Source organism: Mesorhizobium sp. WSM4312 (assembly GCF_002294875.1).
Taxonomy (GTDB): Bacteria; Pseudomonadota; Alphaproteobacteria; order Rhizobiales; family Rhizobiaceae; genus Mesorhizobium.
Genome location: NZ_NSFU01000008.1, coordinates 294,339 through 316,302, shown reverse-complemented (window position 1 = coordinate 316,302; position 21,964 = coordinate 294,339). Strand labels below are relative to the sequence as shown.

The following is a 21,964-nucleotide window of genomic DNA, read 5'->3' as shown; positions in this document are numbered from 1 at the left end:
CAGTTCCATGCGCCACCCGATCAGGGTGGCGCACCGCCGGCGGATAAAAGATGACGCTTCGCGCCTGGTCAATCGATAAGGATGGTCAGCCGAGATACGGATAGAGCGGAAAACGATCGGTCAACGCCACGACCTTGGCCTTGACCGCCGCCTCGACCGCGGCATTGCCCTCGTCCGAATTGGCGACCTTGAGACCATCCAGCACTTCGGCGATCAGCTTGCCGATCTCGCGGAATTCGGCCTGGCCGAAGCCGCGCGTGGTGCCGGCCGGCGTGCCCAGGCGCACGCCCGAGGTGACGAAAGGCTTTTCCGGATCGAAGGGAATGCCGTTCTTGTTGCAAGTGATGTTGGCGCGGCCAAGGGCTGCCTCGGCGCGCTTGCCGGTGGCGTTCTTGGGGCGCAAATCGACCAGCATCAAATGGTTGTCGGTGCCGCCGGAGACGATGTCGAGGCCCGTCTCCTTGAGGCTCGAAGCCAGCGCCTTGGCGTTGGCGGCCACACTCTCGGCATAGACCTTGAAGCTCGGCTTAAGCGCCTCGCCGAAGGCCACCGCCTTGGCGGCGATGACATGCATCAGCGGGCCGCCCTGCAGGCCGGGGAACACCGCCGAATTCATCTTCTTGGCAATCTCTTCGTCGTTGCATAGGATCATGCCGCCGCGCGGGCCGCGCAGCGACTTGTGCGTCGTGGTCGTCACCACATGGGCGTGCGGCAATGGCGAGGGATGCACGCCGCCCGCGACCAGGCCAGCGATGTGCGCCATGTCGACCATCAGATACGCGCCGACCGCATCGGCGATCTCGCGAAAGCGCTTCCAGTCCCAGATGCGCGAATAGGCTGTGCCACCGGCCAGGATCAGCTTCGGCTTGGTCTCATGCGCGGTCTTCTCGATCGCGTCCATGTCGAGCAGATGGTCTTCCTTGCGCACGCCATAGGAGACGACCTTGAACCACTTGCCGCTCATGTTGACCGGCGAGCCATGGGTGAGATGGCCGCCGGAATTGAGGTCGAGGCCCATGAAGGTGTCGCCGGGCTGCAGCAGCGCCAGGAACACCGCCTGGTTCATCTGGCTGCCGGAGTTCGGCTGGACGTTGGCGAAATTGCAACCGAACAGCTTCTTCGCCCGCTCGATGGCCAGTTCCTCGGCCACGTCGACGAACTGGCAGCCGCCATAGTAGCGCTTGCCCGGATAGCCCTCGGCATATTTGTTGGTCATGATCGACCCCTGCGCCTCGAGCACCGCGCGCGAAACGATGTTTTCCGAGGCGATCAGCTCGATCTCGTGGCGCTGGCGACCGAGTTCATTGCGGATGGCACCGAAAATCTCCGGATCGGCGTCTTCCAGCGTGGTTTCGAAGAAGGATTCGAATTTGTTCGACGCTGCCGCTGCTGTTGCCATGGCCTGAAATCCTCCGGTTCGGGGCAATTTGTTTATGCTTATCGTTGCCCCAAAACCGCTGCACACTTTTGGGCGACACGCATTGCCGCGCCATTAACACAGTTGTTTTCGACCCGCCACGTTTGCGGCGCGAAATTTGCTGGCCGGTTTGCGGCAGAGACTGCAAATCCGCAGCCGCCGAGCACCGCCGGTGCTATTTCCGTGTCTGCCTGCCGTTCAAAAGGGCTTCCGTCAGGGTGATCTCGGTGAACAGCGCCCGCGCTGTGTGGTCGTTGATCTCGCCGCGGCGAAGCATGGCGCGCAAGGCGCCACGCTCGGCGGCGATGCCGGCGAGCCTCAGATCGATCTCCAGCCTTCCCGCCTCCCGCACTTCGGCGCGCGCCTCATCGGCCTCGTCGGACGCCGCGATGCGGCGCCGATAGGCCGCGACAATGCCGTTGGCGGCGGCGAGCTTGAGGCCGGGCACATCGCCCTCCTCTTCATCCGTCTGGGCGATGCTTTCGAGATGGGCGATCGCCGCCTTCGCAGCGCCAACGCGAGCCATGCGTTCCTCGGCGGCGCCGGCGTCTTCGCCGGGCTCGACCAGCCCGCGCGCGATCACCGGCAAGGCCAGGCTGGCGATCACAAGGGAGCAGATGATGACGCCGGCGGCGAGGAAGATGACCAGGTCGCGCGCGGGGAATGGCGAACCGTCCTGGAGGGCCAGCGGCAACGACAATATGCCGGCCAGCGTGATGGCGCCGCGCACGCCCGAGACCGAACCGGCGAGCCGCACGCGCAGGCCGAGCGGTTCGGTCTTACGCTTGCCGAGCCGCGCCGCAAAACCCGCCGAGATGTCGCCGATCCAAATCCAGACGAAGCGGAGCGCGATCAGGCAAAGGGTCAGCAGAAGGACAGTCAGCACCGGCTCGAGCAGCCAATGGCGGCTGGACAGCTCCGGTGGCACCTTGCGGATGATTTCGGGAAGCTGCAGGCCGAGCACTATGAACAGCGCGCCGTTGAAGACGAAGGAAAACGTCGTCCACAGCGAGATCGTCTGCATGCGCGCCGAGACGCCGAGAAAGCGGAATATGCCGGTGCTTCCGGTCAAGAGACCGGCGGTCACCGCGGCCAGGATGCCCGAGGCCCCGAAATGCTCGGCGCCGAGATAGGCGACGAAGGGAAGCAGGACGGTGATCAGCACCTGCGCCTCGGCGGGCACGCCGCCTATGCGGTTCAGGAGTTGCAGCGCCTTGGCGGCGACGAACAAGGCCGCCACGCCGGCCAGGATACCGACCGCCACTGCGTAGACAAAACTCAGCGAAGCGGCGGCAAAGGAAAAACTGCCGGTCAATGCCGCCGCGACGGCAAAGCGAAACATGACCAGGCCCGACGCATCGTTGAGCATGGACTCGCCTTCCAGAATGTGCATCAGCCGCGCCGGGACGACGTTCCTGTCGACGATCGAGGAGACGGCCACCGCATCGGTCGGCGACAGCACGGCCGCGAGCGCGAAGGCCACGACCAGCGGAATGCTCGGCACCAGCCAGTGCAAGGCATAGCCGAAACCGACAATGGTGAAAAAGACGAGGCCGATGGCAAGGTCGAGGATCGGCCCGCGCAGTGCCATCAGCTCGCGCTTGGGCGCGCCGAAGGCATCGCTGAACAGCAGCGGCGGAATGAACACCAGCAGGAACAGCTCCGGATCGATCTCGACATGAATGCCGCGCACCGGCCAGGCAAGGGCAGCACCTATGGCGATCTGCAGGACCGGCAGCGGCACCCGCACCAGCCGCACCAGCGCGCCGGAAACAGCGACGAAGACCAGCACGACGAGGACGAAGATAGCGGCTTGCATGGCACGATTCCGGCTGTTTTGCGAACCATGCGCAATCGTCGTCCTCGCGTCCAGACAGCGCCGGAACGGCGATGGCCGAGGCCGGCCTATGTTTGCGGTACAGAAAAAGCGGACCGCGCGGACGGCAGGCCGTCCATGCAAAAGGCGTTGCCCAAGCGACCGTCCGCTTCCGCGTCGACAATGTCGCAAACTCGGCGCCGTCAACCGCGCGCAAGCTATGGCGCGGTTGGTCAACCAACGGCTGATCTAACCACCCTGCAAACGAAAGGCCGCCCCTTCGAACGGCCTTTCGTCAAAATTGTCAGTCTCTTAGAGTGAAGAGGTAATCTGCAGTTCGCTGGCGCCGTCGAGCGCGTAGACGTCGTCGCGGAACTGCACGACGCCCGGGGCCGTCGACCAGGCCGAGAGATAGAGGAAGTGGACCGGAACCGGGTTGGTGACCTGGATCGGCGTGTTTTCGCCGGTCTTGATCGCCGCCTCGAAATGCTGACGGTCCCAGCCCGGCGTGTCGCGCAGGATCCAGGTGACGAGGTCGCGCACATTCTGCACGCGCACGCAGCCCGAGGAATCGAAACGCATCATCTTGCCGAAAAGGCTCTGCTGCGGCGTATCGTGCATGTAGACGCCGTCGGGGCTGGGGAAATTGATCTTGACCGAGGCCATCGCGTTGCCCGCGCCAGGATCCTGGCGGAAGCGATACTTGGCGGCGTCGTCGGTCGACCAGTCGACAGTGAGCGGATCGACCTCGCTGCCGTCCGGCGCGAACAGGCGGATATGGCTGTCCTTCAGATAATCGGGATTCTTGCGCATCAGCGGAATGATGTCCTTGCGCACAATCGAGACCGGCGCGTTCCAGTACGGATTGACGATGATCTCGTTGATCTTGGAATTGACGATCGGCGTCTGCCGATCGATCTTGCCGACGATCGCGGTGTGGCGGAGCACGACACGGTCGTTCTCGACCGCTTCGATCTGCGCGGCCGGAATGTCGACCAGCACGTAGCGGCTGCCGAGCGTCCCGGCCTTCTCCTTGAGCCGCTGCAGGTTGGTCTGCAACTGGCCGAGCCGGATCTGCGCCGAAACGTTCATCGCCGCATAGGTGTACTTGCCCATGGAGCCGTCGGCCGGCAGGCCATGGCGCAACTGGAAGCGCTTGACCGCGGAGTCGACATAGGAATCGAAGGCGGTCGAGATGCCGGCGCTCTGCGACAGATCGCCCGCGGCCATCAGACGCTTGCGCAGCGGCACGACATCCGGATCATCGACACCGAGCTGCAGTTTCTTGGTCGCGGGGACCTCTGCCCAGCCGCCCTGCCCGACGATGTTTTGGTACTGCGCGACCGCCTGCTCGGTGAAGGCGACGGTCTGCGGGCTGAAGATCGGCAGCGTCGAGGCCACTTTGCCGCCTTCGCTGGCGCGAGCGTCGAACTGGTCGTCCCAATTGCCGCGGGCCGAGGATTTCAGGATATCCCCGATCACATCCTGCGCGCTCGCACGGCCGGCCACCATGGCGGCGGCGAGCAACGAGGCTCCGGAAAGGAAAAAGCGGCGGCTGGTTCTCATGGACGTTCCAGACATTCTTGTAGCATTCGATCAGGGGCGATTTTGCCCGCACTCTAAAGTTGGCAATCTTAACAATTAGCCAACCATGTCCGCATCGGTTCGGCCACAAACGCGTGACGCACCGTCCGGTTCCAGGTGAACGCACAGCCTTGACCGCAGCTTCACCGGCATCCTCGGTTCCATTGGAATATGGCGGCAACGTGGCCTTGGCCCGCGATTTGCATCGGGCGACGCAGCGAAATGAAGAGCCCGTGCCTTTTCGGTACCGACGCGCGATCGGCGGCCGCGACATCGACCGATGAACCGCAGGCCGATGATGATACACTGACAAGCCAGTCCAAAGCGAGGAATGAGACCATGCCTGGTGTCCTTTCAGTCGTCGCGGCCTTCGCTTTGGCCGGAGGTCCAAACGGCAGCAGTCCAACGCCGGAGGAGACGGTCGCCTATTTCGTGCACGGCCTGGAACAGGGCGCGATCCCCAAATACGGGCAGCAGGCCGACGAACCGATGAAGCAGGTGTCCCGATCGCCGGCTATCTTCACCAGCACGGGCCCGAACGAGGTCGGCGACAAAACCGAAACGCTCAGGTTCATCGTCACCAGGCTGGACGATTGCACCTACAAGGCAGAACAGCAGTTCGAGGAGGACGGCGCCATCTACTACCGCCTGACCTACGAGGTGCGGCTTGGTAACGTGACCGCCCTGTCGTTCGACAGTCCGCCTTCAACCATCTCGCTCAAGGGACTGGTGAAATCCTGCTCAACCGACACCGAGGGCAGCTGCGACCTGACGCGAGAACCCGAAACAATCGGCCCGTTCTTCGGCGAACCAGGCCCGGCCGAACAGGCGCTTACCTATTTCCACGAGAAATTCTGTCCGCTGAAGCCGTAATCCTATCTGGCTGACTAATCGCACGATCCCTCAGCGTGGAGTTGCAACATTTGGGTCCGGACTTGGCTGCGCCCTCAATTCCGAACATCTTTGCAACACCTCATGCTGAGGATAGCGCAGGACCTTGTTATCCTCCAGTTTGAGCAACAGTTCCCGTCTCTCATCCGTGCTTTCACCATCCGTACACGACATGTCCAGGATGACGACATCCAGGCGGTTGATCTTCTGCACCTTGTCCAACGTGCAGCCCACCTCCCACATCTCCACTGCCTTGTCGGTATACGTCACGATCGAGTCATTGTGGTCACATGGGGAACTGCCTTCCGCTGCGAAAGAACCCTTCCACCACTCCTCGGCGAAGGCCGTTTGCGGGACCAGCAAAAGCACTGCGGCAACCGAGCAAGTCCTCGAGCGTTTTCCCAGACCCATCATGCGCGCGCCTCCCAGCCGTGACATTAGGCACTGCTGCAGCGAAAGCAAACCTGGCGGGATAGTGCCGACCGGGCGCCTGGGCTTCGGGATCAGGAAAAGAAAAAGGGCCGATGCCTTTCGGCACCAGCCTTGACCAGAGGTCGACATTTCGGCCGCGCTTCTGTGGCGCGGGCCAGATCTGATGTGGATGGCTTACATCCGGTAGGCGATGGTGTCGTTCCAGAAGCGGTCGAGGCGCTGCAAGGCGCGGTTCATCTGCTTGAACTCGTCGGTGTTGATGCCGCCGACCTGCTCGATCGAGCCGACATGGCGCTCATAGAGACCGGCGACGACCTCGGCCACCTCATTGCCCTTCGGGGTCAGCGAAACGCGGACCGAACGGCGGTCGATGCGCGAGCGTTGGTGGTTGATGAAGCCGAGATCGACCAGCTTCTTCAGATTGTAGGAGACATTCGAGCCGAGATAGTAGCCACGCGAGCGCAGTTCGCCGGCGGTCAGCTCGGAGTTGCCTATGTTGAAGAGCAGCAGCGCCTGGATGGCATTGATGTCGGAACGGCCGTTGCGGTCGAATTCGTCCTTGATGACATCAAGCAGACGGCGGTGCAGCCGCTCGACGAGCTGCAGCGATTCCATGTACAGCGAGCGGATAGCCTCGCGGCGGTCGTCGGAAACGTTGGCGGTCTTCGCCGCCGGACGCGAATTGATCATTGTCTTTGCCTCTCGTTTGTCGCCCTGGTGATTTTTTGTTTTTCACCTTGATCGCGACACTATCGAATACTCATAAAATTCGACTTAAACGCTAGGGCTAACAAGAGCTTACCGGTAAGAGGTTTCGGAAGAGGCTTAACGAACGGTCACCCGAGTAAGGATAATTAACCTAAAGGCTTAGGCACTTATCGCAGGGCTCAATCCGGGCGTTTGCCAAGTCGTCAACGGCCTCAACGGCTTAGTGCCGGACGGGGCGTTTCTGCAGCCAGATGACGACGCGAAAGACGATGTAGAGCAGCGCCACCGCCGCATGCGAGACGACGATCAGCGGCCGATGGCCAAAAAGCTCGGGAAACCCGGCATACATGACGGTCTCGGTGACCGCGCAGATGAACCAGATCACCGGGCCCCACGAGGCCAGCATCCACAACCCCGCCGCGGCAAAGGGGAAAAACACGGCGAGCATCACCGCCGCCACCTGCCAATGCACCGGCATCAGGTCGAAGCGCCACAGCGGGCCCGGATAGAAGCCGATCAGCTTGATCCAGTACAGGATGCCGAACAGCAGGCAGTAGCCTGATATGACGCGCTGGAACCAGGCGAAGATCACCTCGACCGTCGAGGGCTGCAGGACGACGCGTCTCGACGTCACCTCGTTCATAGCGGGAGTTCCCGTTCGCCGAGCGGGGCGAAATAGGCCTCGACATCCGCCTCGCCGACCGCATCGAGCGTTGCCGGCCGCCATTGCGGCTTCGATCCCTTGTCGATGATGGCGGTGCGGATGCCTTCGTAGAAATCGTGGCCGGCAAGCATGCGGTTGAGGATGCGGAACTCCATCTTCATGCACTCGTCCATCGACAAGGTCTGCCCGGCGCTGATCTGCCGCCAGGCGACGCGAAGGCTGGTGGGCGAGCGCGTGCGCATCGTCGCCAGCGTCTTTGCCGCGAATTCGTCGGTGCCCGCCGCGCGGTCCAGGCTATCGATGATATCCTGCAGCGACGGTTGGGCGAAATGGCGGGAGATCGCTTCCAGCGTCGGCCTGTCGGTCTCCCGCTTTGCCGGGACGAAGAAACCGCGCAGCACCGATTCCGGATCGCCGGTAAGCACCAGCCGATCAAGAAAGCTGGCCTGGTCCTCGGCCTTGATGGTGTGGGTGGCCAGCCCCGACCACAGTGCATCGCCATGGCGGATGCGGTTGCCGGTCAGGGCCAGATACATGCCGAACGAGCCGCCAAGGTCGGGCAACAGATGGCTGGCGCCGACATCCGGGAAAAAGCCGATGCCGACCTCCGGCATGGCGAACTGGGCATTCTCGGTCATCACCCGGTGCGAGCCGTGAAAGGAAACGCCGACGCCGCCGCCCATGACGATGCCGTCGATGAGCGCCACATAGGGTTTCTTGAAGCTGTTGATGCGGGCGTTGAGCCTATACTCGTCGGCGAAGAACTCGACCGGCAGCTTTCCAGCCCGGCCGGCTTCATAAATGTGCAGGATGTCGCCTCCAGCCGAAAACGCCCTGCCCTCGGCCTTGACCAGGACGACGTCCACGCCGTCGTCGCGCTCCCAGGCATGCAGGGCCCTGCCCAGCGCCCTGACCATGCGATGGGTGACGGCATTGAGCGCCTGCGGTCGCGTCAGCGTGACGACACCGGCCCTGCCCAAGCGCTCGAAGCGAATTTCGTCGCCTCCATCAAAATCCATCGCCAGAGAATCCCTCCCCCGCGCCTGCGGGACTGAAGTGCTAAAGGCGGCGCATGGGTGCGTCAATGGCAGCAGCCTCCGCGCCGTGGTCTTGGCGACCGGCGGCGGGCGGTGCTACGAAGATCGCCGCCGTTGCAAGCGACGCGCCGATATCGCGCACAGACGGCGTCGGGGAACAGCTGGCCATGCCCGGATTTCTTCGTGCCGTGCTTTTGACGATCGGGGTCATGATCGTTGGCCTGGCGCCTCGTGCCGCATTGGCCATCACGACCGACGATCTCTACCAGTCGCGGACCATCGTCACCGGCCAGGGCGAGGTGAACCGCCGGATAGGCTTCAAGGATTGCCTGGACCGGGTTCTGGTCGGGGTTTCAGGCGATCAACGCCTGCTGGAGAAACCCGAAATGGCGGCTCTGCGCGACAAGGCAGGCGATTTTGTCGACTCCTTCCGCTACCATGACCGGCTGGAGGGCATTCCGATCCATGACGAGCAAGGCACGCATGACCGGCCGCATGATCTGACCTGTCTCTACAAGCCCGCCACGGTCAACAAGCTGCTCGCGCAGCTTGGCAGCAAGCCCTGGCTTGGCGAACGGCCAACGCTCGCCGTCTTTCTCACCGTCGAACAGGGCGCGAGGCATTTCGCGCTCAGCGCCGAGGAGGAGCGTGGCAAGACGATGCGCGAGTCTTTCGCCAATGCCACCGATCCGCTGTTGATGCATGTCGTATTTCCGAAGGCGGTACAGCTGGCCGAGCTGGGCGAAAAAGGGCTGCGCACCGACGACATGGCAAGGCTGGATCTGCTGGCCAAACAGGCCGGTGGCGCGCAAGCGCTCGCTGGCAGCATCGTCTGGAGCGACAAGGATCTCGGGTGGATCGCCGATTGGCGCCTGGCCGATCACGGCAAGACCTATCGCTGGCGGGTGCGTGGCGTCAGCTTCGACGAGGCGTTCCGCGTGGCAATTGGCGGCGCCGCGCAGGTTCTTTCGGGTAATGGGCAGCCCTGACCGGATAGATATGGCGGGACGCGCCCATCTCGGCTTTGCCGATCTGCCCACAAGGCGGAGATTGGCGGCTTCGGCCTGGCACAATCGTGTCGCATTGGTCAGCGGCAAGGGCTCGTGATAAAACCTGCTGATCCGGAGTATTGGCCATGAACAAATTCACCCCGACAAAGCCAGCCGGCGCGCGCAGCGTCGACGACGTGACCGGCAGCCGCCGCCTGCGCCGCATGCGCAAGGCCGACTGGTCGCGCCGCCTGGTCCAGGAGAACCGGCTTTCGGTCGACGACCTGATCTGGCCGATCTTCGTTGTCGAGGGCAGGAATGTGCGCGAGCCGATCGCCGCCATGCCTGGCGTCTTCCGCCTGTCGGTCGATCTTGCCGTCAAGGAGGCCGAACGCGCGGCCAAGCTCGGCATTCCGGCACTCGCCACCTTCCCCAATGTCGAACTGGCCTTGCGCGACCAGACCGGCTCCCACATTCTCGACCCGGAAAACATCATCAACCGCGCCACTCGCGCGATCAAGGACGCGGTGCCCGGGATCGGCATCATCACCGACGCGGCGCTCGACCCGTTCACCAGCCACGGCCATGACGGCATCCTGCGCGACGGCATCATCGTCAACGACGAAACGGTCGAACAGGTCGCGGCGGCGGCCGTCATCCAGGCAGCGGCCGGCGCCGACATCATCGCGCCATCCGACATGATGGACGGCCGGATCGGCGCCATACGCGACGCGCTCGACGCCAACGGTTTTCAGGACGTCGCGATCATGTCCTATGCGACGAAGTTCGCCTCGGCCTTCTACGGCCCCTATCGCGAGGCCGTCGGCACCGCAGGCCTGCTCAAGGGCGACAAGAAGACCTATTACATCGACCACGCCAATTCGGATGAGGCGGTGCGCGAGGCCGAGCAGGACATCGCCGAGGGCGCGGACATGCTGATGGTCAAGCCCGGCCTGCCCTATCTCGACATCATCCGCCGGCTCAAGGACGAATTCCAGATGCCGACCTTCGCCTACCAGGTGTCGGGCGAATATTCGATGATCAAGGCGGCGGGAGCCAATGGCTGGATCGACGGCGAGAAGGCGATGCTGGAATCGCTGCTCGCCTTCAAGCGCGCCGGCTGCGACGGCATCTTGACCTATTTCGCGCCCGAAGTGGCCGAAATGCTGAAGGGGTAGTCCGGCCTGGCCGGCAAAGCCTTTCAGTAGACGTCACCAATCTTTCGACCGGTCGGCATTTCTTTCGAATTCCCGCAGACAAAAACCGGCAGCCCCGGCTATGATAGCCGCACGGCCGGAGACGGCCGGCAGCCCGCACGTCGCCAGGAGGCATGGCGAACGCCTCCAGAGGATACGTCCTGACCCGCTTCACCCGTCGGGCGATCGGCGGCCGTCCCAGCGGCCGGTTGTGATCCGAATCGATCGTCACGAAACGATAGGGACATCGCTTGGAGGCGAGATCCGGGTATGTGTCTTTTTCCCCTTGGAAAATAGCGCTTGCAATTTGCAATTGGTTTGCTAAACAACAACCGATTGCAAAACGCAACTGGTTATCGAGGAGGCTTTCATGTCCATGCTGCGTGTCAACGCATTCACCCTATCGCTCGACGGCTATGGCGCCGGCCCCGATCAGGATCTGCAAAATCCGCTCGGCATCGGCGGGAAATCCTTGCACAAGTGGTTTATCGACACCCGCACCTTCCGTGAGATGGTGCTCGGGCAAGAGGGCGGCACCACCGATATCAACGAGGCGTTCGCGGCGCGCAGTTTCGAAAATGTCGGCGCCTGGATCCTCGGCCGCAACATGTTCGGGCCGATCCGCGGCGAATGGCCTGACAACAGCTGGAAGGGCTGGTGGGGCGACAACCCGCCCTACCATGTGCCGGTGTTCGTGCTGACGCACCACGCGCGGGCACCCATCACGATGGAAGGCGGCACGACCTTTTATTTTGTGACCGACGGCATCCATTCGGCGCTCGAGCAGGCGAAGGCGGCGGCCGGCGGCAAGGATGTGCGGATCGGTGGTGGGGTCGCCACCATCCGGCAATATCTGCAGGAGAGCTTGATCGACGAGATGCATCTGGCAATCTCGCCGGTGTTGCTTGGCAAGGGCGAGCACCTCTTCGCCGGCCTGGATATGTTGAGGCTTGGCTATCAATGCACCGAGCAGGTGGCGACGGCGCTTGCCACGCATGTGGTGATCAAGCGGGCGTAGTTACAGCGCTTTCTCCCCGCCAGCGGCAATTTCATCAGAACAGGATTGGCTGCGCAACGCCAACGATCGAAGTCAGCGCCGCCCCTCATCCGCCCTTCGGGCACCTTCTCCCCGTGAAACGGGGAGAAGGAAAAGGTGTTCAATACTTCTCCGGCACGTAGAGCTCGCGCGGCAGCGTCTGGCGCTCGTATTCTGGGTTGAAGACGCGTTCCGGCAGCGTGATCTCCTCGTGCGGCACCTCTTCATACGGCATCTGCTTGAGCAGATGATCGATGCAGTTCAGCCGCGCCCGCTTCTTGTCATTGCCCTCGACGATGAACCAGGGCGCCTCGGGAATGTTGGTGCGGGCGAAGGTCTCTTCCTTGGCCTTGGTGTACTGCTCCCAGCGCACGCGCGACTGCAGATCCATCGGCGACAGTTTCCACTGCTTCATCGGGTCATGGATGCGCATCAGGAAGCGCATCTGCTGCTCCTCGTCGGTGATCGAGAACCAGTATTTGACCACGGTGATGCCGGAGCGCACCAGCATCCGCTCGAACTCGGGAACGTCGCGGAAGAATTCCTCGACCTGGCCGGCATCGGCAAAGCCCATCACCCGCTCGACGCCGGAGCGGTTGTACCAGGAGCGGTCGAACAGCACGATCTCGCCGCCCGCCGGCAGATGCGGGACATAGCGCTGGAAATACCATTGCGACTTCTCGCGCTCGGTCGGCGCCGGCAGCGCCACGACACGGCAGATGCGCGGGTTGAGCCGCTGGGTTATGCGCTTGATGACGCCACCCTTGCCCGCGGAGTCACGGCCCTCGAAAATCACCACCAGCTTCTTCTTATGATAGGCGACCCAGGACTGCAGCTTGATCAGTTCGGACTGCAAGGTGATCAGGTCGCGAAAATATTGCATGCGGTCGATCGAAGGCGGATGCGCGTTCTTGTAGATCTTGGCGATCTCCATCGACAGCGCCGGCTCCGACATTTCGAGCTCATAGTCTTCGTCGAGCGTGTCGGCGAGCTCGGCTTCGAGCCAATCCTTGGCGGGAGAATTCTGTCTTTGCTCAGTCATTTGCACTGCTCCGCTTGCAAGCCCTGTCGGTTCCCATACGGCGCCAAAATTGCTGGCTAGCGGCCTGGAAGGGAAACACTTGAGCCGACTTCAATATAGAGCGGCAATGACGGTTTTATTGCAGCCGGACGCTATAGCGGCCGCAGCGGCGTCCGCCATGTCCAATCGATCCATCGCCATGGCATGGCGACAAGCCGGCCGAATTGTCCTACAAATCCTCTGTCGCATTCCGGGCTGCCCTTTGGCCCCGCCCCCATTTAACGCAATCGCGAGGACTGACATGGAATACCGCATCCTTGGCCGTTCCGGCCTGAAGGTTTCGACACTGACTTTGGGCACCATGACCTTCGGCGGCACCGGGCCCTTCGCCGCGGTCGGCAACAGCGATCTTGGCGAAGCCAAGCGCATGATCGACATGTGCATCGATGCCGGCATCAATCTCATCGACACGGCCAATGTCTACTCCAACGGCCTGTCGGAGGAGATCATCGGCGAGGCACTCGGCGGCAAGCGCAGGAACGACGTGCTGATTGCCTCCAAGGCGCGCATGCGGATCGGCAGTGGACCGAACGACGAAGGCCTGTCGCGCCACCACCTGATCCGCGAATGCGAGAAGAGCCTGAAGCGGCTAAAGACCGACGTCATCGACATCTATTTCGTCCACCAGTGGGACGGGCTTACCCCGGTCGAGGAAACGGTCGCGGCGCTCGACACTTTGGTCAACCAGGGCAAGGTGCGCTATATCGGCTGCTCCAACTGGTCCGGCTGGCAGGTGATGAAGGCGCTGTCCGTCAGCGACAGCCGTCACCAGCAGCGCTTCGTCACCCAGCAAATCCACTACACGCTGGAGGCACGCGAGGCGGAATATGAACTGCTGCCGATCTCGGTCGACCAGGGGCTGGGCGTGCTGGTCTGGAGCCCGCTCGCCGGCGGCCTGCTGTCCGGCAAATACCACCGCGACAGCCCGACCGCACGGCAACTCGCCGGCTGGTCCGAGCCGCCGATCCGCGACGAGGACCGGCTCTGGCGGATCGTCGATGTGCTGGTCGAGATCGGCAAGGCTCGCGGCGTATCGGCCGCGCAGGTGGCGCTGGCCTGGCTACTCGGCCGTCCCGCTGTCTCCTCGCTGGTGATCGGCGCCCGCAACGATGCCCAGCTCAAGGACAATCTCGCGGCCGCAAGCCTGGCGCTCAGCCCTGAGGAACGCCAGCGCCTCGACGCGGTCAGCCGGCCGCCCGTGCTCTACCCCTATTGGCACCAGCAATTGACGGCCAAGGATCGCTTCGGCCCTGCCGACACGGTTCTCGACCGCAGCGTCATCTGACCATCAGGCGGAGGCGCGCTTGCCCTCGATGAAGCGCCAGAGCTCGGGATCGGGCTCGATCTGGCCGCTGAGCACGAAGTATTTGTAGAGCACGAGCAGGGAGATCGCCTGCTCGTCTCGCTCGTTGGAGAATTTCCGGCAATAGGCATTGGCCGCGGCAATGATGCGCTCTGCCTGCGCCGGATGTCGTTCGAAATGGCGCACCTTTTCGCCGAGATCGGCGAAATCCGGATCGAGCGGCACATAGTGGACATTGGCCTCGAGCTGGCGCTCCGCGAACCATGTCTCGTATGTCGGCGGCGGCATCAGGCAAAGCGACTTCGAGCTCAAGATCCATTTGAGGTTGGTCGCCACGTCATTGCCCTCGAGCGAGACGATGTAGCGGTAGCGCTGGTGCTGGCTGATGCTGAGAAAGGGCTTGGCGTATTCGGCCGGTGCGTTCGGCTTGTGCGAGCCGGCATCGCAGAATGGCAGGTCGCGCACCGCTTGCAGAAACCGTGTCCTGATCGGATTGTTGAGATCACCGCGCCAGACCACCATAGGCAACTTGTCGGCGAACGAGATGGTGTCAGCCGGCATCTGGAAGTGACGGAATTTGTCGAGCTTCATGATGACCGCGTTCTGGTCGTCATCACGAATCGGCCTATCCTTGACGATCGTCGGCACCTTCGGCACGTCCCTGACGTCGCCGAATTCGACGTCGATGAGCAATCCGGGATCGAAATAGCGGGCGAATTCCTTCAGGTCGTAATAGTACATGGTCGGCGTGAACGGCAGTTTGCTGATGCGCACCGCATTGGCGCTTGGCGCGAAACCGTCCTGCAGCTTGTTGTAGTAGTTCAACCGCCGCCGCGCCGCCTCGTCGGAACGCATGGCCTGTTCGAGGCGAGCAGCCAGCCTGCGGCGGAACAGGGCTTGGGGAATGACATCGCGCACGACGTTTCGCGCATAGTAGAAAACCCGTGCCGACGTCCGCGCAATTGTAGCCATGATTCACTTGGTCAAAACAAACGGGCAGCACTCAAATACGCTGGCGCCCCGCGTTTCCTACATCATTATGGCGCCGATCTGGCAAGCCCCTCGATCTCCGGGGCCGCGCCCGTGCACTGTCGTTTCAGCTGTTGTGTTTGACGGCTAATGCTCCTAGGCAGGGTCGGAGCCGCAAGGCAGATCAAAAGGAGCCGATATGGCACGAGCACCAAACTACGATCAGGAACGCAAGGAACGCGACCGGCAGAAGGCGGCGAAGAAAGCCGAAAAGCTGGCGGCCAAGGTTGCCGCGCGCGAACGTTCCAAGCCCGAGGCAGAGATCGAAAACGAAACGGCGGAATGACGGCAAAAGGCCCGCATATGCGGGCCTCGCGTCAATCCAGGCTGTGGTCCTGCGTCAGGCAGGAGCCTTGTCGCTGACAAAAACGTCCACTTCGCGCGCCGCGGCGATAAAGGCGCGCCGCGCGTTCATCGCCGGCTTGTCGCCGGCCAGTGCGTCGTGGCAGGCCTGCAGCGCCGCGCGATGCTTGGGACTGCGCTTGCCTGGCCAGCTGTTGAGTAGATATTCGGATGCCTCGCGGGCCGTTCGCAAGAGCTGGGTGCTTCCCGCCGTGACGGACTTGACGGTCACTGGTGTTTCAAATCGGTTGTTTTCCATCGCCGCTCTTACGCCATCGGCGTCCGTGAAGCGAGGCCGAAAGTGCGCTTGGCGCGAGGCGTCGCCTGTTTTTGCCGGCGAGCGCCCTGCCCCATAGCGGTGCTAAGCAGCGACGACGGCAAATCCCCTGGCGCGAAGGCCGCGCCGGTCGTTGGCGAGCGACGTCACCAGCCGGTCGCGGCTGCCGACGATGTGCGCAGAAAGCAGGCGGGCCGCTTCATCGGCATCGCCAAGGCGTGCCGCGGCCAGAATGGCGCGGTGTTCGGCCCAGGCGCGACCAAGGGCCGCTTCGTCACGCACTTCCAGCCAGCGAGCGCGCGACAGGCGCGTCATGGCATCGCGCACCGCCCTGAACAGAAATTCGTTGCCGGACAGGCGCGCCAGCTCGATGTGAAAATCCATGCCGACACGATGCCACTCCTCGCGCGGCGTATTGTCGTCGCAGGAATCGAGCATCGCCTCGATCACGTCGATGGTGCTGCTTTCGGCATGCGTGCATGTCAGCCGGACAGCCGCGACCTCGACTGCTTCGCGATAGACCGCGATCTGCTCGAGCTCGGCAAGGTTGATGGGCGATACCGTCCAGCCGCGGCCATCCCTGCCGACCAGCCCCTCGGTCTCCAGCCGCAGAAGTGCTGCCCTGACCGGCGTGCGCGAGGCGCCGAAGCGGCCTTCGATCCAACGCTCGGTCAATTTCTCGCCTGGACCGATCTCAAGCCCCAGGATCATCTCGCGCAACTGCCGTTCGACATTCTGCATCTGCGACATAGCGCTTCCTTGTTCCGAAGCCGCATTGACAGCAGCCGGGTTGGAGTTCATGACGGATACCAGTTTGGTATCCCAAAATGGTATCCGCAACAAGCGCTGATATCGGGCAGGCAGGACATGACACAGGAAGACACGCAACAGAGCGGCTACAACATCCACTGGCGGCGCAATCTCGCCGTCTGTTTCGGTGGCTCGTTCAGCACGCTCATCGCCATGACCCTGCTGTTGCCCTTCCTGCCGCTTTACGTCGAACAGCTCGGCGCGCAAGGCCATGCCGCCATCGTGCAATGGTCCGGCATCGCCTATGGCGCCACCTTCTTCGCCGCGGCCTTGGTCGCGCCCTTGTGGGGACGGCTGGGCGACCGCTACGGCCGCAAGGTGATGCTGGTGCGCGCCAGCTTCGGCATGGCGATCTGCATGTCGCTGACAGGCATGGTCGAGACGGTCTGGCAACTGGTGCTGCTGCGCCTGCTGATCGGCTTTGCCGGCGGCTATTCCTCGGGGTCGACCATATTGGTGGCCATGCAGACGCCCAAGGACCGTTCCGGCTGGGCGCTGGGCGTGCTGTCTGCGGGAATAACGGCGGGCTCGCTGGTCGGGCCCCTGCTTGGCGGTGCGCTGCCGCCAGTGATCGGCATTCGCGCCACCTTCCTTCTGTCCGGCGGCGTCATCTTCCTTGCCTTCCTGGCAACGACCTTCCTCATCAAGGAGACCCCGCGCCCGAAGCCGGTAAAGGCGGGATCTGGCGCTAGGCCGAAAAGCGGCTGGTCACGGATTCCAGACAAGCGCCCGGTCGTGGCCATGCTGATAACCGGTATGCTGCTGGCCTTCGCCAACATGTCGATCGAGCCGATCATCACCGTCTATGTGCAGCAGCTCATCGAGGATCAGAGCCGGGTGACGATGGTCGCCGGCGTGGTGATGTCGGCGGCGGCGCTGGGCACCATCCTGTCGGCGTCCTGGCTCGGCAAGCTCGCTGACCGCGTCGGTCACTGGAACGTCGTCGTCGGGGCGCTGACCGTCTCGGCCCTGCTGCTGATACCGCAAGCCTTCGTCACCAATGGCTGGCAACTGATCGGCCTGCGCTTCCTGATGGGTCTGGCGCTCGGCGGCTTGCTGCCCTGCATCACCAGCGTCATCCGCCACAACATCCCGGACGGCGTCGGCGGCAATGTGCTTGGCCTGGCGATCTCGGCGCAGTATGTCGGGCAGGTTGCGGGACCATTGACCGGCGGCTTCGTCGGCGGTCATTTCGGCATGCGGGCGGTGTTTCTCGGCACATCGGCGCTGATGGGCGGCGGCGCCGTCTACAACTGGATCGTCCAGTCGCGGCGCATACGGCATATGGCGCTGGAAGCAAGTGAGTCCTGAGAGCGTTAGAGGGAGCTGGCCGACATGAATTCCGCCGAACCAAGCGCCAGCCGTCTCCTCGTGCTTGCCGGCGGTCTCTCCGGCGCGGCGGGCGTGGCGCTGTCGGCAGCGGCCGCGCACCGCGGCGGCGCCTTTACCGGCACGGCCGCGTCGTTCCTCTTGATGCACGCGCCTGTCTTCCTCGCCGTCGGCCTCATCGGCGCGAATCGCTGCCTGCGGATCGCGAGCCTCGTCCTGCTTGCCGGGCTCCTGCTTTTCGCGGGCGATCTCCTCGCCCGCGATTTCCTCGGATCGAGACTGTTTCCGATGTCGGCGCCAATCGGAGGCACCCTGCTCATCGCCGGCTGGCTGGGGATAGCGATCTCCGCCCTGGTGCGTCCGCGTTCCTGAGACCGACTACGCGGGTATCAATCCTTGGGACGTTCGGTACGTACCCAAAGATCGCGATTGCGCGCGGCCGGCTTCGTCAGGCGCCGCACCCTCGGCCGCTCGGCGGCCGGGGCGATGCCCCAGTAGTTGCGATAGATGTCCTCGAACAAATGCTTGATGGGATGCATGGTTCTTCTCCCTTTGAATTGAATCGATCCAATCAGTGAGCAAAAAATGCGTCGCTTAGCTGCACTTGCGCTCCACAAGGAAGCGAAGATCGCGAATCCAAGGGCCGGTCCTGCCCCGGCGCCTGGAGCTGTTGGCGGATCCGATCCGCCAGCCGTTGCGGTAGATGTCTTCGAACAGATAATTGACGGGATGCATGGCTACCTCCTCCTTGTCACTCAGCAGAGGCAAATCTGCAGTTTGGATCGATTCAAACATAGTCTTCAAGGCATCTTCGGTCAAGCAAAATTTGAATCGATCCAACGAAAATGCTAGATGCAAATCCGGAACGTGCTAAATGCATGTCAGGAGGCACGCACAATGGCGTCACTCACCGCAGGCAATCGAAGACCCGTCCGGCTGGCCGACATCGCCAAGGCCGCCGGTGTTTCGCACGGCACCGCATCCAATGTCTTCAGCCGCCCGGAGATCGTGCGCGAGGAAGTCCGCGAAAGGGTAAAGGCGGCGGCCGAGGCGATGGGCTATGGCGGGCCGGATCCCAAGGGCCGCCTGTTGCGGGCGGGCAAGGTCAACGCCATCGGCGTTGCCACGGCCGAACCCCTCTCCTACTTCTTCGACGATCCCTTCGCGCGCGTCATGATGGCGAGCATCTCGCAGGCCTGCGACGCTACGGGAGCCGGCATCTCCCTGGTCTCGGCCGCCAACAATGAACAACTGGCCTGGAACATCCAGAGCGCCTTGGTCGACGGCTTCATCGTCTTCTGCATCGAAGGCGGCTCGCGCCTCGTGGAACTGGCACGCGAGCGCAAATTGCCCTTCGTGGCGCTCGACCTGGACTCCGAGGATGGGGCGGTTGCGGCGATCGGCGTCGACAACATCGCCGGCGCCAGCCTGGCGGCTCGCCATCTGACGGATCTCGGACATCGCCGCTTCGCCGTCCTGGCACTGCCTTTTGCCGACGGCAGGACAGGGCTCGTTTCACCCGAGCAGGTTCGATCCGCGACCTATGCGGGAACGCGCGACCGTCTCACCGGCTATCTCCAGGAACTCTCGCGGGTCGGCATCGACACATCCAAGGTGCCCGTCTACGAGACCGCCAACGATGCGGCCAGCACGAAAGCGGCGCTCGAAACCATCTTCGCCGCCAAGGAGCCGCCCACGGCCATCCTGGCGATGTCGGACAAGATAGCCCTGGTGACGCTCGAATGGCTGAGCGCACGCAAGCTCAACGTCCCAAACGATGTTTCCATCGTCGGGTTCGACGGTGTTCCGGAAGCCGCCATGTCGGAGCCGCCCTTGACCACGATCGCCCAGCCGATCGCCGAAATGGGCCGCCTTGCCGTCAAGGCGATCCTGGAGAGCGACGGCAAGGTCAGCCGGCAATTGCTGCCGGTCGAGCTGATCGTGCGCGCCTCGTCGGCTCCCCCGCGCGGCTGAACCGCCCCTCAGCGATTGGCCCTTGCTACCGCCGAGATGCCGAAAGACGCACGCACCGGCGTGATGTCCTTTTGCGGCGCGCGAACCTTGTCCAAGCCACCGATGGCCGACAGCCATTCGAGATAGAAGGCCAGCGCGAACTGCATGGCGATGCCGGCCGACAGCAGCAGGGTGTCATAGGCAAGCCCGCCCGGATTGATCAGTTTCATCACCTGCGCGACCATGGCGATCACCGTGCCGGCGATGAAGACCGGCAGAGAGCGCTTGCCGAGTATCGCCAGCGGGTGATCAGGGCTGGTGCGGAACAGGTTCGACAGCGCCGGCAAGGCGACGATGAGGTAGCTGACCGCCAGTATATGCAACAGCCGCGGCAGCGACAGGAACGTCTTGTCGAAGCCACCGAGCACCACGGGAAGCTTGAACCAGGTTATCTGCCCCCAAAGCGGGCTGTGCACCCAGACCAGCGCCGTCGCCACATAGGCCGCGGCCGCGCCGACCAGCCAGCGGTTGACCGGAATGACTCCGCCGCGCCTGACATGCAGCATGGCCGCAAGGCCGATGTTGAAAAGGAACTGCCAGGACAGCGGGTTCAGGAACCAGAAGCCGGGCTCGGGATAATTGGGCGGAGCGATCTGCCAGATGCCGGCGACGAGCCACAGCGCACCGGACGCGGCAAGTGCCGCGGCAGGCCGGTAGCTGATGAGCAGGACGAAGGCCGGAGCCATCAAGAGCAGCGCGGCGTAGACTGGCAGGATGTTGTTGTAGCCAAGCTGATGGCCGAGCGTGACGATGCCGACCAGCACCTCCGGCGTGTTCTTCATCAATGGCTCGATGTTGATCAGTTTCAGCAGCTCCGGGCGCCTGGCGAACACCGCCACGGTGCAGAACAAGCCGATCACCACCATCGTGGTGACGATGTGGGCGACGTAGAGCACGGCTGCGCGCCGCCACATCTTCAACGTGGCCAGAAGCCGACCACCCGGCCGGAACTTGGTGCCGTAGGCGAGCGCGACCGAGATGCCGGAAATCAGCACGAAAGCCTCGGCCGCGTCCGAAAAACCTAAATTCTTGTAGGTCAGGGTTTCGAAAGCCGTGCCGGGCACATGGTCGATGAAAATGATGATCAGGGCCAGCGCGCGCAGCACATCGATACGCGTATCGCGTTGGGGCGAAATAGGGGTAGTCATCGACAAAAGGCCTCAAAGCTGGTTGTTCATGTCCAGCAATGCGACCCCCGGCGCACCGCTTCGATTCCTCCCACGCGGAGTATATCGGCGCATAAACGGGCCGGAATGCGCCCGGTTCAATCAACTTTCGCGGAGCATGAAAATATTGCGTTTTGAAGCCGGCAAATTGAGCGGAACCTCATATAATCAAGAGGATGCGGGATGATCGGCGACGACCCCGAAAACGCCCCCCTGGTCACGGATATGGCCTTTGCCTATCGCCTCATGGCCGCTGGCAGAGACAGCCGTGAGTGCCTGTTCCTGCTGCATGGGTCGGGTGTCGACGAGACGACCCTAATACCGCTGGCAAGACGGATCGCGCCCCGCGTCACGCTGGTCGCGGCGCGTGGCCGCATCCCCCAGGAGGACGGTTTTCGCTGGTTCGAGCGGATAAACCCGACGCGCTTCGAACAGAAGAGCATCCTCGTAGAGACGGCGGCTTTCGCTTCATTCGCAAGCGAGGCAGCCAGACGCCATGGGCTCGATCCCGATCGCGCAACGTACCTCGGCTATTCGAACGGCGCCAATCTGGTTTCCAGCCTGATGCTGCTCCATCCAGGCATCGTCCGCCAGGCGGCACTGCTGCGACCGATGCCCGTCCTCGACCATGTGCCCGCGACGGACCTGGCGGGAACAAGGACGCTGATCATCGCCGGTGCCGCCGACGAGACCTACGGACCGTTCGCGCCGGCGCTGGTGACGCTGCTCAGCCGCCACGGCGCCGAGATCGACGCCCGGATCATTCCCTCGGGCCATGAAATCGGCGATCCGGACGCGGACATAGTCAGGCAATGGCTGGTGGGATCGGCTGCCGTGGCGTAGG

Annotated in this window: 24 protein-coding genes; 10 read left to right on the top strand and 14 right to left on the bottom strand. The window is 63.0% G+C overall.

Annotated features, from left to right (window positions below):
- Positions 1-85: 85 nt before the first annotated feature.
- From glyA to CK228_RS15920, 3 genes are all read right to left on the bottom strand, one after another.
- The gene (gene glyA / locus CK228_RS15930; protein ID WP_095770440.1) at positions 86-1,399 is read right to left on the bottom strand and encodes a serine hydroxymethyltransferase; all 1,314 of its coding nucleotides are present in this window, start codon (positions 1,397-1,399) and stop codon (positions 86-88) included.
- Between the two features lie 193 nt (positions 1,400-1,592).
- Positions 1,593-3,236, bottom strand: a complete 1,644-nt coding sequence (locus CK228_RS15925) for a Na+/H+ antiporter (protein WP_095788435.1) — start codon at positions 3,234-3,236, stop codon at positions 1,593-1,595.
- A gap of 309 nt (positions 3,237-3,545) precedes the next feature.
- Positions 3,546-4,799: a murein L,D-transpeptidase gene (locus CK228_RS15920; protein ID WP_095770442.1), complete on the bottom strand. Its 1,254-nt coding sequence runs from the start codon at positions 4,797-4,799 to the stop codon at positions 3,546-3,548.
- Positions 4,800-5,156: 357 nt separating this feature from the next.
- Here CK228_RS15920 and CK228_RS15915 point away from each other — a divergent pair, with 357 nt between their 5' ends.
- Positions 5,157-5,690: a hypothetical protein gene (locus CK228_RS15915; RefSeq protein ID WP_143750589.1), complete on the top strand. Its 534-nt coding sequence runs from the start codon at positions 5,157-5,159 to the stop codon at positions 5,688-5,690.
- 30 nt (positions 5,691-5,720) lie between these two features.
- On the opposite strand, the gene CK228_RS15910 is transcribed toward CK228_RS15915, so the two are convergent.
- From CK228_RS15910 to CK228_RS15895, 4 genes are all read right to left on the bottom strand, one after another.
- Complete coding sequence (locus CK228_RS15910; RefSeq protein ID WP_245317963.1) at positions 5,721-6,122, bottom strand: hypothetical protein; 402 nt, start codon at positions 6,120-6,122, stop codon at positions 5,721-5,723.
- Between the two features lie 192 nt (positions 6,123-6,314).
- Positions 6,315-6,830: a winged helix DNA-binding protein gene (locus CK228_RS15905; protein ID WP_008875359.1), complete on the bottom strand. Its 516-nt coding sequence runs from the start codon at positions 6,828-6,830 to the stop codon at positions 6,315-6,317.
- 238 nt (positions 6,831-7,068) lie between these two features.
- Positions 7,069-7,491, bottom strand: coding sequence for a DUF6163 family protein (locus tag CK228_RS15900; protein ID WP_095770445.1), 423 nt, complete (start codon positions 7,489-7,491; stop codon positions 7,069-7,071).
- A complete protein-coding gene (locus CK228_RS15895; RefSeq protein ID WP_095788432.1) occupies positions 7,488-8,531 on the bottom strand; it encodes an enoyl-CoA hydratase/isomerase family protein in 1,044 nt (347 codons plus the stop codon). The genes CK228_RS15900 and CK228_RS15895 overlap by 4 nt, the downstream gene beginning before the upstream one ends.
- A 185-nt stretch (positions 8,532-8,716) precedes the next feature.
- Here CK228_RS15895 and CK228_RS15890 point away from each other — a divergent pair, with 185 nt between their 5' ends.
- The 3 genes from CK228_RS15890 to CK228_RS15880 all read left to right on the top strand — a co-directional run bounded on the left by CK228_RS15890 (position 8,717) and on the right by CK228_RS15880 (position 11,752).
- Positions 8,717-9,538 carry a DUF2066 domain-containing protein gene (locus tag CK228_RS15890; RefSeq protein ID WP_095788471.1) on the top strand — a complete coding sequence of 274 codons (822 nt, stop codon included), beginning with the start codon at positions 8,717-8,719 and terminating at the stop codon, positions 9,536-9,538.
- Positions 9,539-9,684: 146 nt separating this feature from the next.
- Complete coding sequence (hemB, locus tag CK228_RS15885; protein WP_019857603.1) at positions 9,685-10,716, top strand: porphobilinogen synthase; 1,032 nt, start codon at positions 9,685-9,687, stop codon at positions 10,714-10,716.
- Between the two features lie 388 nt (positions 10,717-11,104).
- Positions 11,105-11,752, top strand: a complete 648-nt coding sequence (locus tag CK228_RS15880; protein WP_095788431.1) for a dihydrofolate reductase family protein — start codon at positions 11,105-11,107, stop codon at positions 11,750-11,752.
- Between the two features lie 139 nt (positions 11,753-11,891).
- Here CK228_RS15880 and ppk2 read toward each other — a convergent pair whose 3' ends face one another.
- Positions 11,892-12,812: a polyphosphate kinase 2 gene (gene ppk2, locus CK228_RS15875; RefSeq protein ID WP_095770448.1), complete on the bottom strand. Its 921-nt coding sequence runs from the start codon at positions 12,810-12,812 to the stop codon at positions 11,892-11,894.
- 280 nt (positions 12,813-13,092) lie between these two features.
- On the opposite strand from ppk2, the gene CK228_RS15870 reads away from it, so the two are divergent.
- Positions 13,093-14,136: an aldo/keto reductase gene (locus CK228_RS15870; RefSeq protein WP_095770449.1), complete on the top strand. Its 1,044-nt coding sequence runs from the start codon at positions 13,093-13,095 to the stop codon at positions 14,134-14,136.
- 3 nt (positions 14,137-14,139) lie between these two features.
- Here the strand turns inward: CK228_RS15870 and CK228_RS15865 are convergent, their stop codons facing one another.
- Positions 14,140-15,126, bottom strand: coding sequence for a glycosyl transferase family 90 (locus CK228_RS15865; protein WP_095788430.1), 987 nt, complete (start codon positions 15,124-15,126; stop codon positions 14,140-14,142).
- A 196-nt stretch (positions 15,127-15,322) separates the two neighbouring features.
- Between CK228_RS15865 and CK228_RS15860 the strand changes: the two genes are divergently transcribed.
- A complete protein-coding gene (locus CK228_RS15860; protein ID WP_019857598.1) occupies positions 15,323-15,469 on the top strand; it encodes a hypothetical protein in 147 nt (48 codons plus the stop codon).
- A gap of 54 nt (positions 15,470-15,523) precedes the next feature.
- Here the strand turns inward: CK228_RS15860 and CK228_RS15855 are convergent, their stop codons facing one another.
- Together CK228_RS15855 and CK228_RS15850 are read right to left on the bottom strand one after the other, a co-directional pair.
- Positions 15,524-15,784, bottom strand: a complete 261-nt coding sequence (locus tag CK228_RS15855; protein WP_010915577.1) for a DUF982 domain-containing protein — start codon at positions 15,782-15,784, stop codon at positions 15,524-15,526.
- A 102-nt stretch (positions 15,785-15,886) separates the two neighbouring features.
- Positions 15,887-16,552, bottom strand: coding sequence for a GntR family transcriptional regulator (locus CK228_RS15850; RefSeq protein ID WP_095770451.1), 666 nt, complete (start codon positions 16,550-16,552; stop codon positions 15,887-15,889).
- Positions 16,553-16,669: 117 nt separating this feature from the next.
- On the opposite strand from CK228_RS15850, the gene CK228_RS15845 reads away from it, so the two are divergent.
- Complete coding sequence (locus CK228_RS15845; RefSeq protein WP_095788429.1) at positions 16,670-17,923, top strand: multidrug efflux MFS transporter; 1,254 nt, start codon at positions 16,670-16,672, stop codon at positions 17,921-17,923.
- Positions 17,924-17,947: 24 nt separating this feature from the next.
- Entirely contained in the window at positions 17,948-18,313 is a 366-nt protein-coding gene (locus CK228_RS15840) for a DUF423 domain-containing protein (protein WP_095770453.1), read from the top strand.
- Between the two features lie 17 nt (positions 18,314-18,330).
- Here the strand turns inward: CK228_RS15840 and CK228_RS35315 are convergent, their stop codons facing one another.
- Entirely contained in the window at positions 18,331-18,480 is a 150-nt protein-coding gene (locus tag CK228_RS35315) for a hypothetical protein (RefSeq protein ID WP_095770454.1), read from the bottom strand.
- A 55-nt stretch (positions 18,481-18,535) separates the two neighbouring features.
- Positions 18,536-18,760 carry a hypothetical protein gene (locus CK228_RS15830; RefSeq protein ID WP_142887622.1) on the bottom strand — a complete coding sequence of 75 codons (225 nt, stop codon included), beginning with the start codon at positions 18,758-18,760 and terminating at the stop codon, positions 18,536-18,538.
- A gap of 78 nt (positions 18,761-18,838) precedes the next feature.
- Between CK228_RS15830 and CK228_RS15825 the strand changes: the two genes are divergently transcribed.
- Entirely contained in the window at positions 18,839-19,915 is a 1,077-nt protein-coding gene (locus CK228_RS15825; RefSeq protein ID WP_095788428.1) for a substrate-binding domain-containing protein, read from the top strand.
- Positions 19,916-19,923: 8 nt separating this feature from the next.
- Here CK228_RS15825 and CK228_RS15820 read toward each other — a convergent pair whose 3' ends face one another.
- Positions 19,924-21,102: an OpgC family protein gene (locus CK228_RS15820; RefSeq protein ID WP_095788427.1), complete on the bottom strand. Its 1,179-nt coding sequence runs from the start codon at positions 21,100-21,102 to the stop codon at positions 19,924-19,926.
- A 201-nt stretch (positions 21,103-21,303) separates the two neighbouring features.
- On the opposite strand from CK228_RS15820, the gene CK228_RS15815 reads away from it, so the two are divergent.
- Positions 21,304-21,963, top strand: coding sequence for an alpha/beta hydrolase (locus CK228_RS15815; protein WP_095788426.1), 660 nt, complete (start codon positions 21,304-21,306; stop codon positions 21,961-21,963).
- Position 21,964 lies beyond the last annotated feature (1 nt).

Bases quoted from the DNA above. Each gene is read 5' to 3' on its own strand.
- CK228_RS15850 (WP_095770451.1), bottom strand. From the start codon at position 16,552: ATGTCGCAGATGCAGAATGTCGAACGGCAGTTGCGCGAGATGATCCTG.
- CK228_RS15815 (WP_095788426.1), top strand. From the start codon at position 21,304: ATGATCGGCGACGACCCCGAAAACGCCCCCCTGGTCACGGATATGGCC.
- CK228_RS15900 (WP_095770445.1), bottom strand. From the start codon at position 7,491: ATGAACGAGGTGACGTCGAGACGCGTCGTCCTGCAGCCCTCGACGGTC.
- CK228_RS15925 (WP_095788435.1), bottom strand. From the start codon at position 3,236: ATGCAAGCCGCTATCTTCGTCCTCGTCGTGCTGGTCTTCGTCGCTGTT.
- CK228_RS15915 (WP_143750589.1), top strand. From the start codon at position 5,157: ATGCCTGGTGTCCTTTCAGTCGTCGCGGCCTTCGCTTTGGCCGGAGGT.
- ppk2 (WP_095770448.1), bottom strand. From the start codon at position 12,812: ATGACTGAGCAAAGACAGAATTCTCCCGCCAAGGATTGGCTCGAAGCC.
- CK228_RS15920 (WP_095770442.1), bottom strand. From the start codon at position 4,799: ATGAGAACCAGCCGCCGCTTTTTCCTTTCCGGAGCCTCGTTGCTCGCC.
- CK228_RS15895 (WP_095788432.1), bottom strand. From the start codon at position 8,531: ATGGATTTTGATGGAGGCGACGAAATTCGCTTCGAGCGCTTGGGCAGG.
- CK228_RS15905 (WP_008875359.1), bottom strand. From the start codon at position 6,830: ATGATCAATTCGCGTCCGGCGGCGAAGACCGCCAACGTTTCCGACGAC.
- CK228_RS15840 (WP_095770453.1), top strand. From the start codon at position 17,948: ATGAATTCCGCCGAACCAAGCGCCAGCCGTCTCCTCGTGCTTGCCGGC.
- CK228_RS15910 (WP_245317963.1), bottom strand. From the start codon at position 6,122: ATGATGGGTCTGGGAAAACGCTCGAGGACTTGCTCGGTTGCCGCAGTG.
- CK228_RS15860 (WP_019857598.1), top strand. From the start codon at position 15,323: ATGGCACGAGCACCAAACTACGATCAGGAACGCAAGGAACGCGACCGG.
- glyA (WP_095770440.1), bottom strand. From the start codon at position 1,399: ATGGCAACAGCAGCGGCAGCGTCGAACAAATTCGAATCCTTCTTCGAA.
- CK228_RS15825 (WP_095788428.1), top strand. From the start codon at position 18,839: ATGGCGTCACTCACCGCAGGCAATCGAAGACCCGTCCGGCTGGCCGAC.
- CK228_RS15865 (WP_095788430.1), bottom strand. From the start codon at position 15,126: ATGGCTACAATTGCGCGGACGTCGGCACGGGTTTTCTACTATGCGCGA.
- CK228_RS15880 (WP_095788431.1), top strand. From the start codon at position 11,105: ATGTCCATGCTGCGTGTCAACGCATTCACCCTATCGCTCGACGGCTAT.
- CK228_RS15890 (WP_095788471.1), top strand. From the start codon at position 8,717: ATGCCCGGATTTCTTCGTGCCGTGCTTTTGACGATCGGGGTCATGATC.
- CK228_RS15845 (WP_095788429.1), top strand. From the start codon at position 16,670: ATGACACAGGAAGACACGCAACAGAGCGGCTACAACATCCACTGGCGG.
- CK228_RS15870 (WP_095770449.1), top strand. From the start codon at position 13,093: ATGGAATACCGCATCCTTGGCCGTTCCGGCCTGAAGGTTTCGACACTG.
- CK228_RS35315 (WP_095770454.1), bottom strand. From the start codon at position 18,480: ATGCATCCCATCAAGCATTTGTTCGAGGACATCTATCGCAACTACTGG.
- CK228_RS15820 (WP_095788427.1), bottom strand. From the start codon at position 21,102: ATGACTACCCCTATTTCGCCCCAACGCGATACGCGTATCGATGTGCTG.
- hemB (WP_019857603.1), top strand. From the start codon at position 9,685: ATGAACAAATTCACCCCGACAAAGCCAGCCGGCGCGCGCAGCGTCGAC.
- CK228_RS15855 (WP_010915577.1), bottom strand. From the start codon at position 15,784: ATGGAAAACAACCGATTTGAAACACCAGTGACCGTCAAGTCCGTCACG.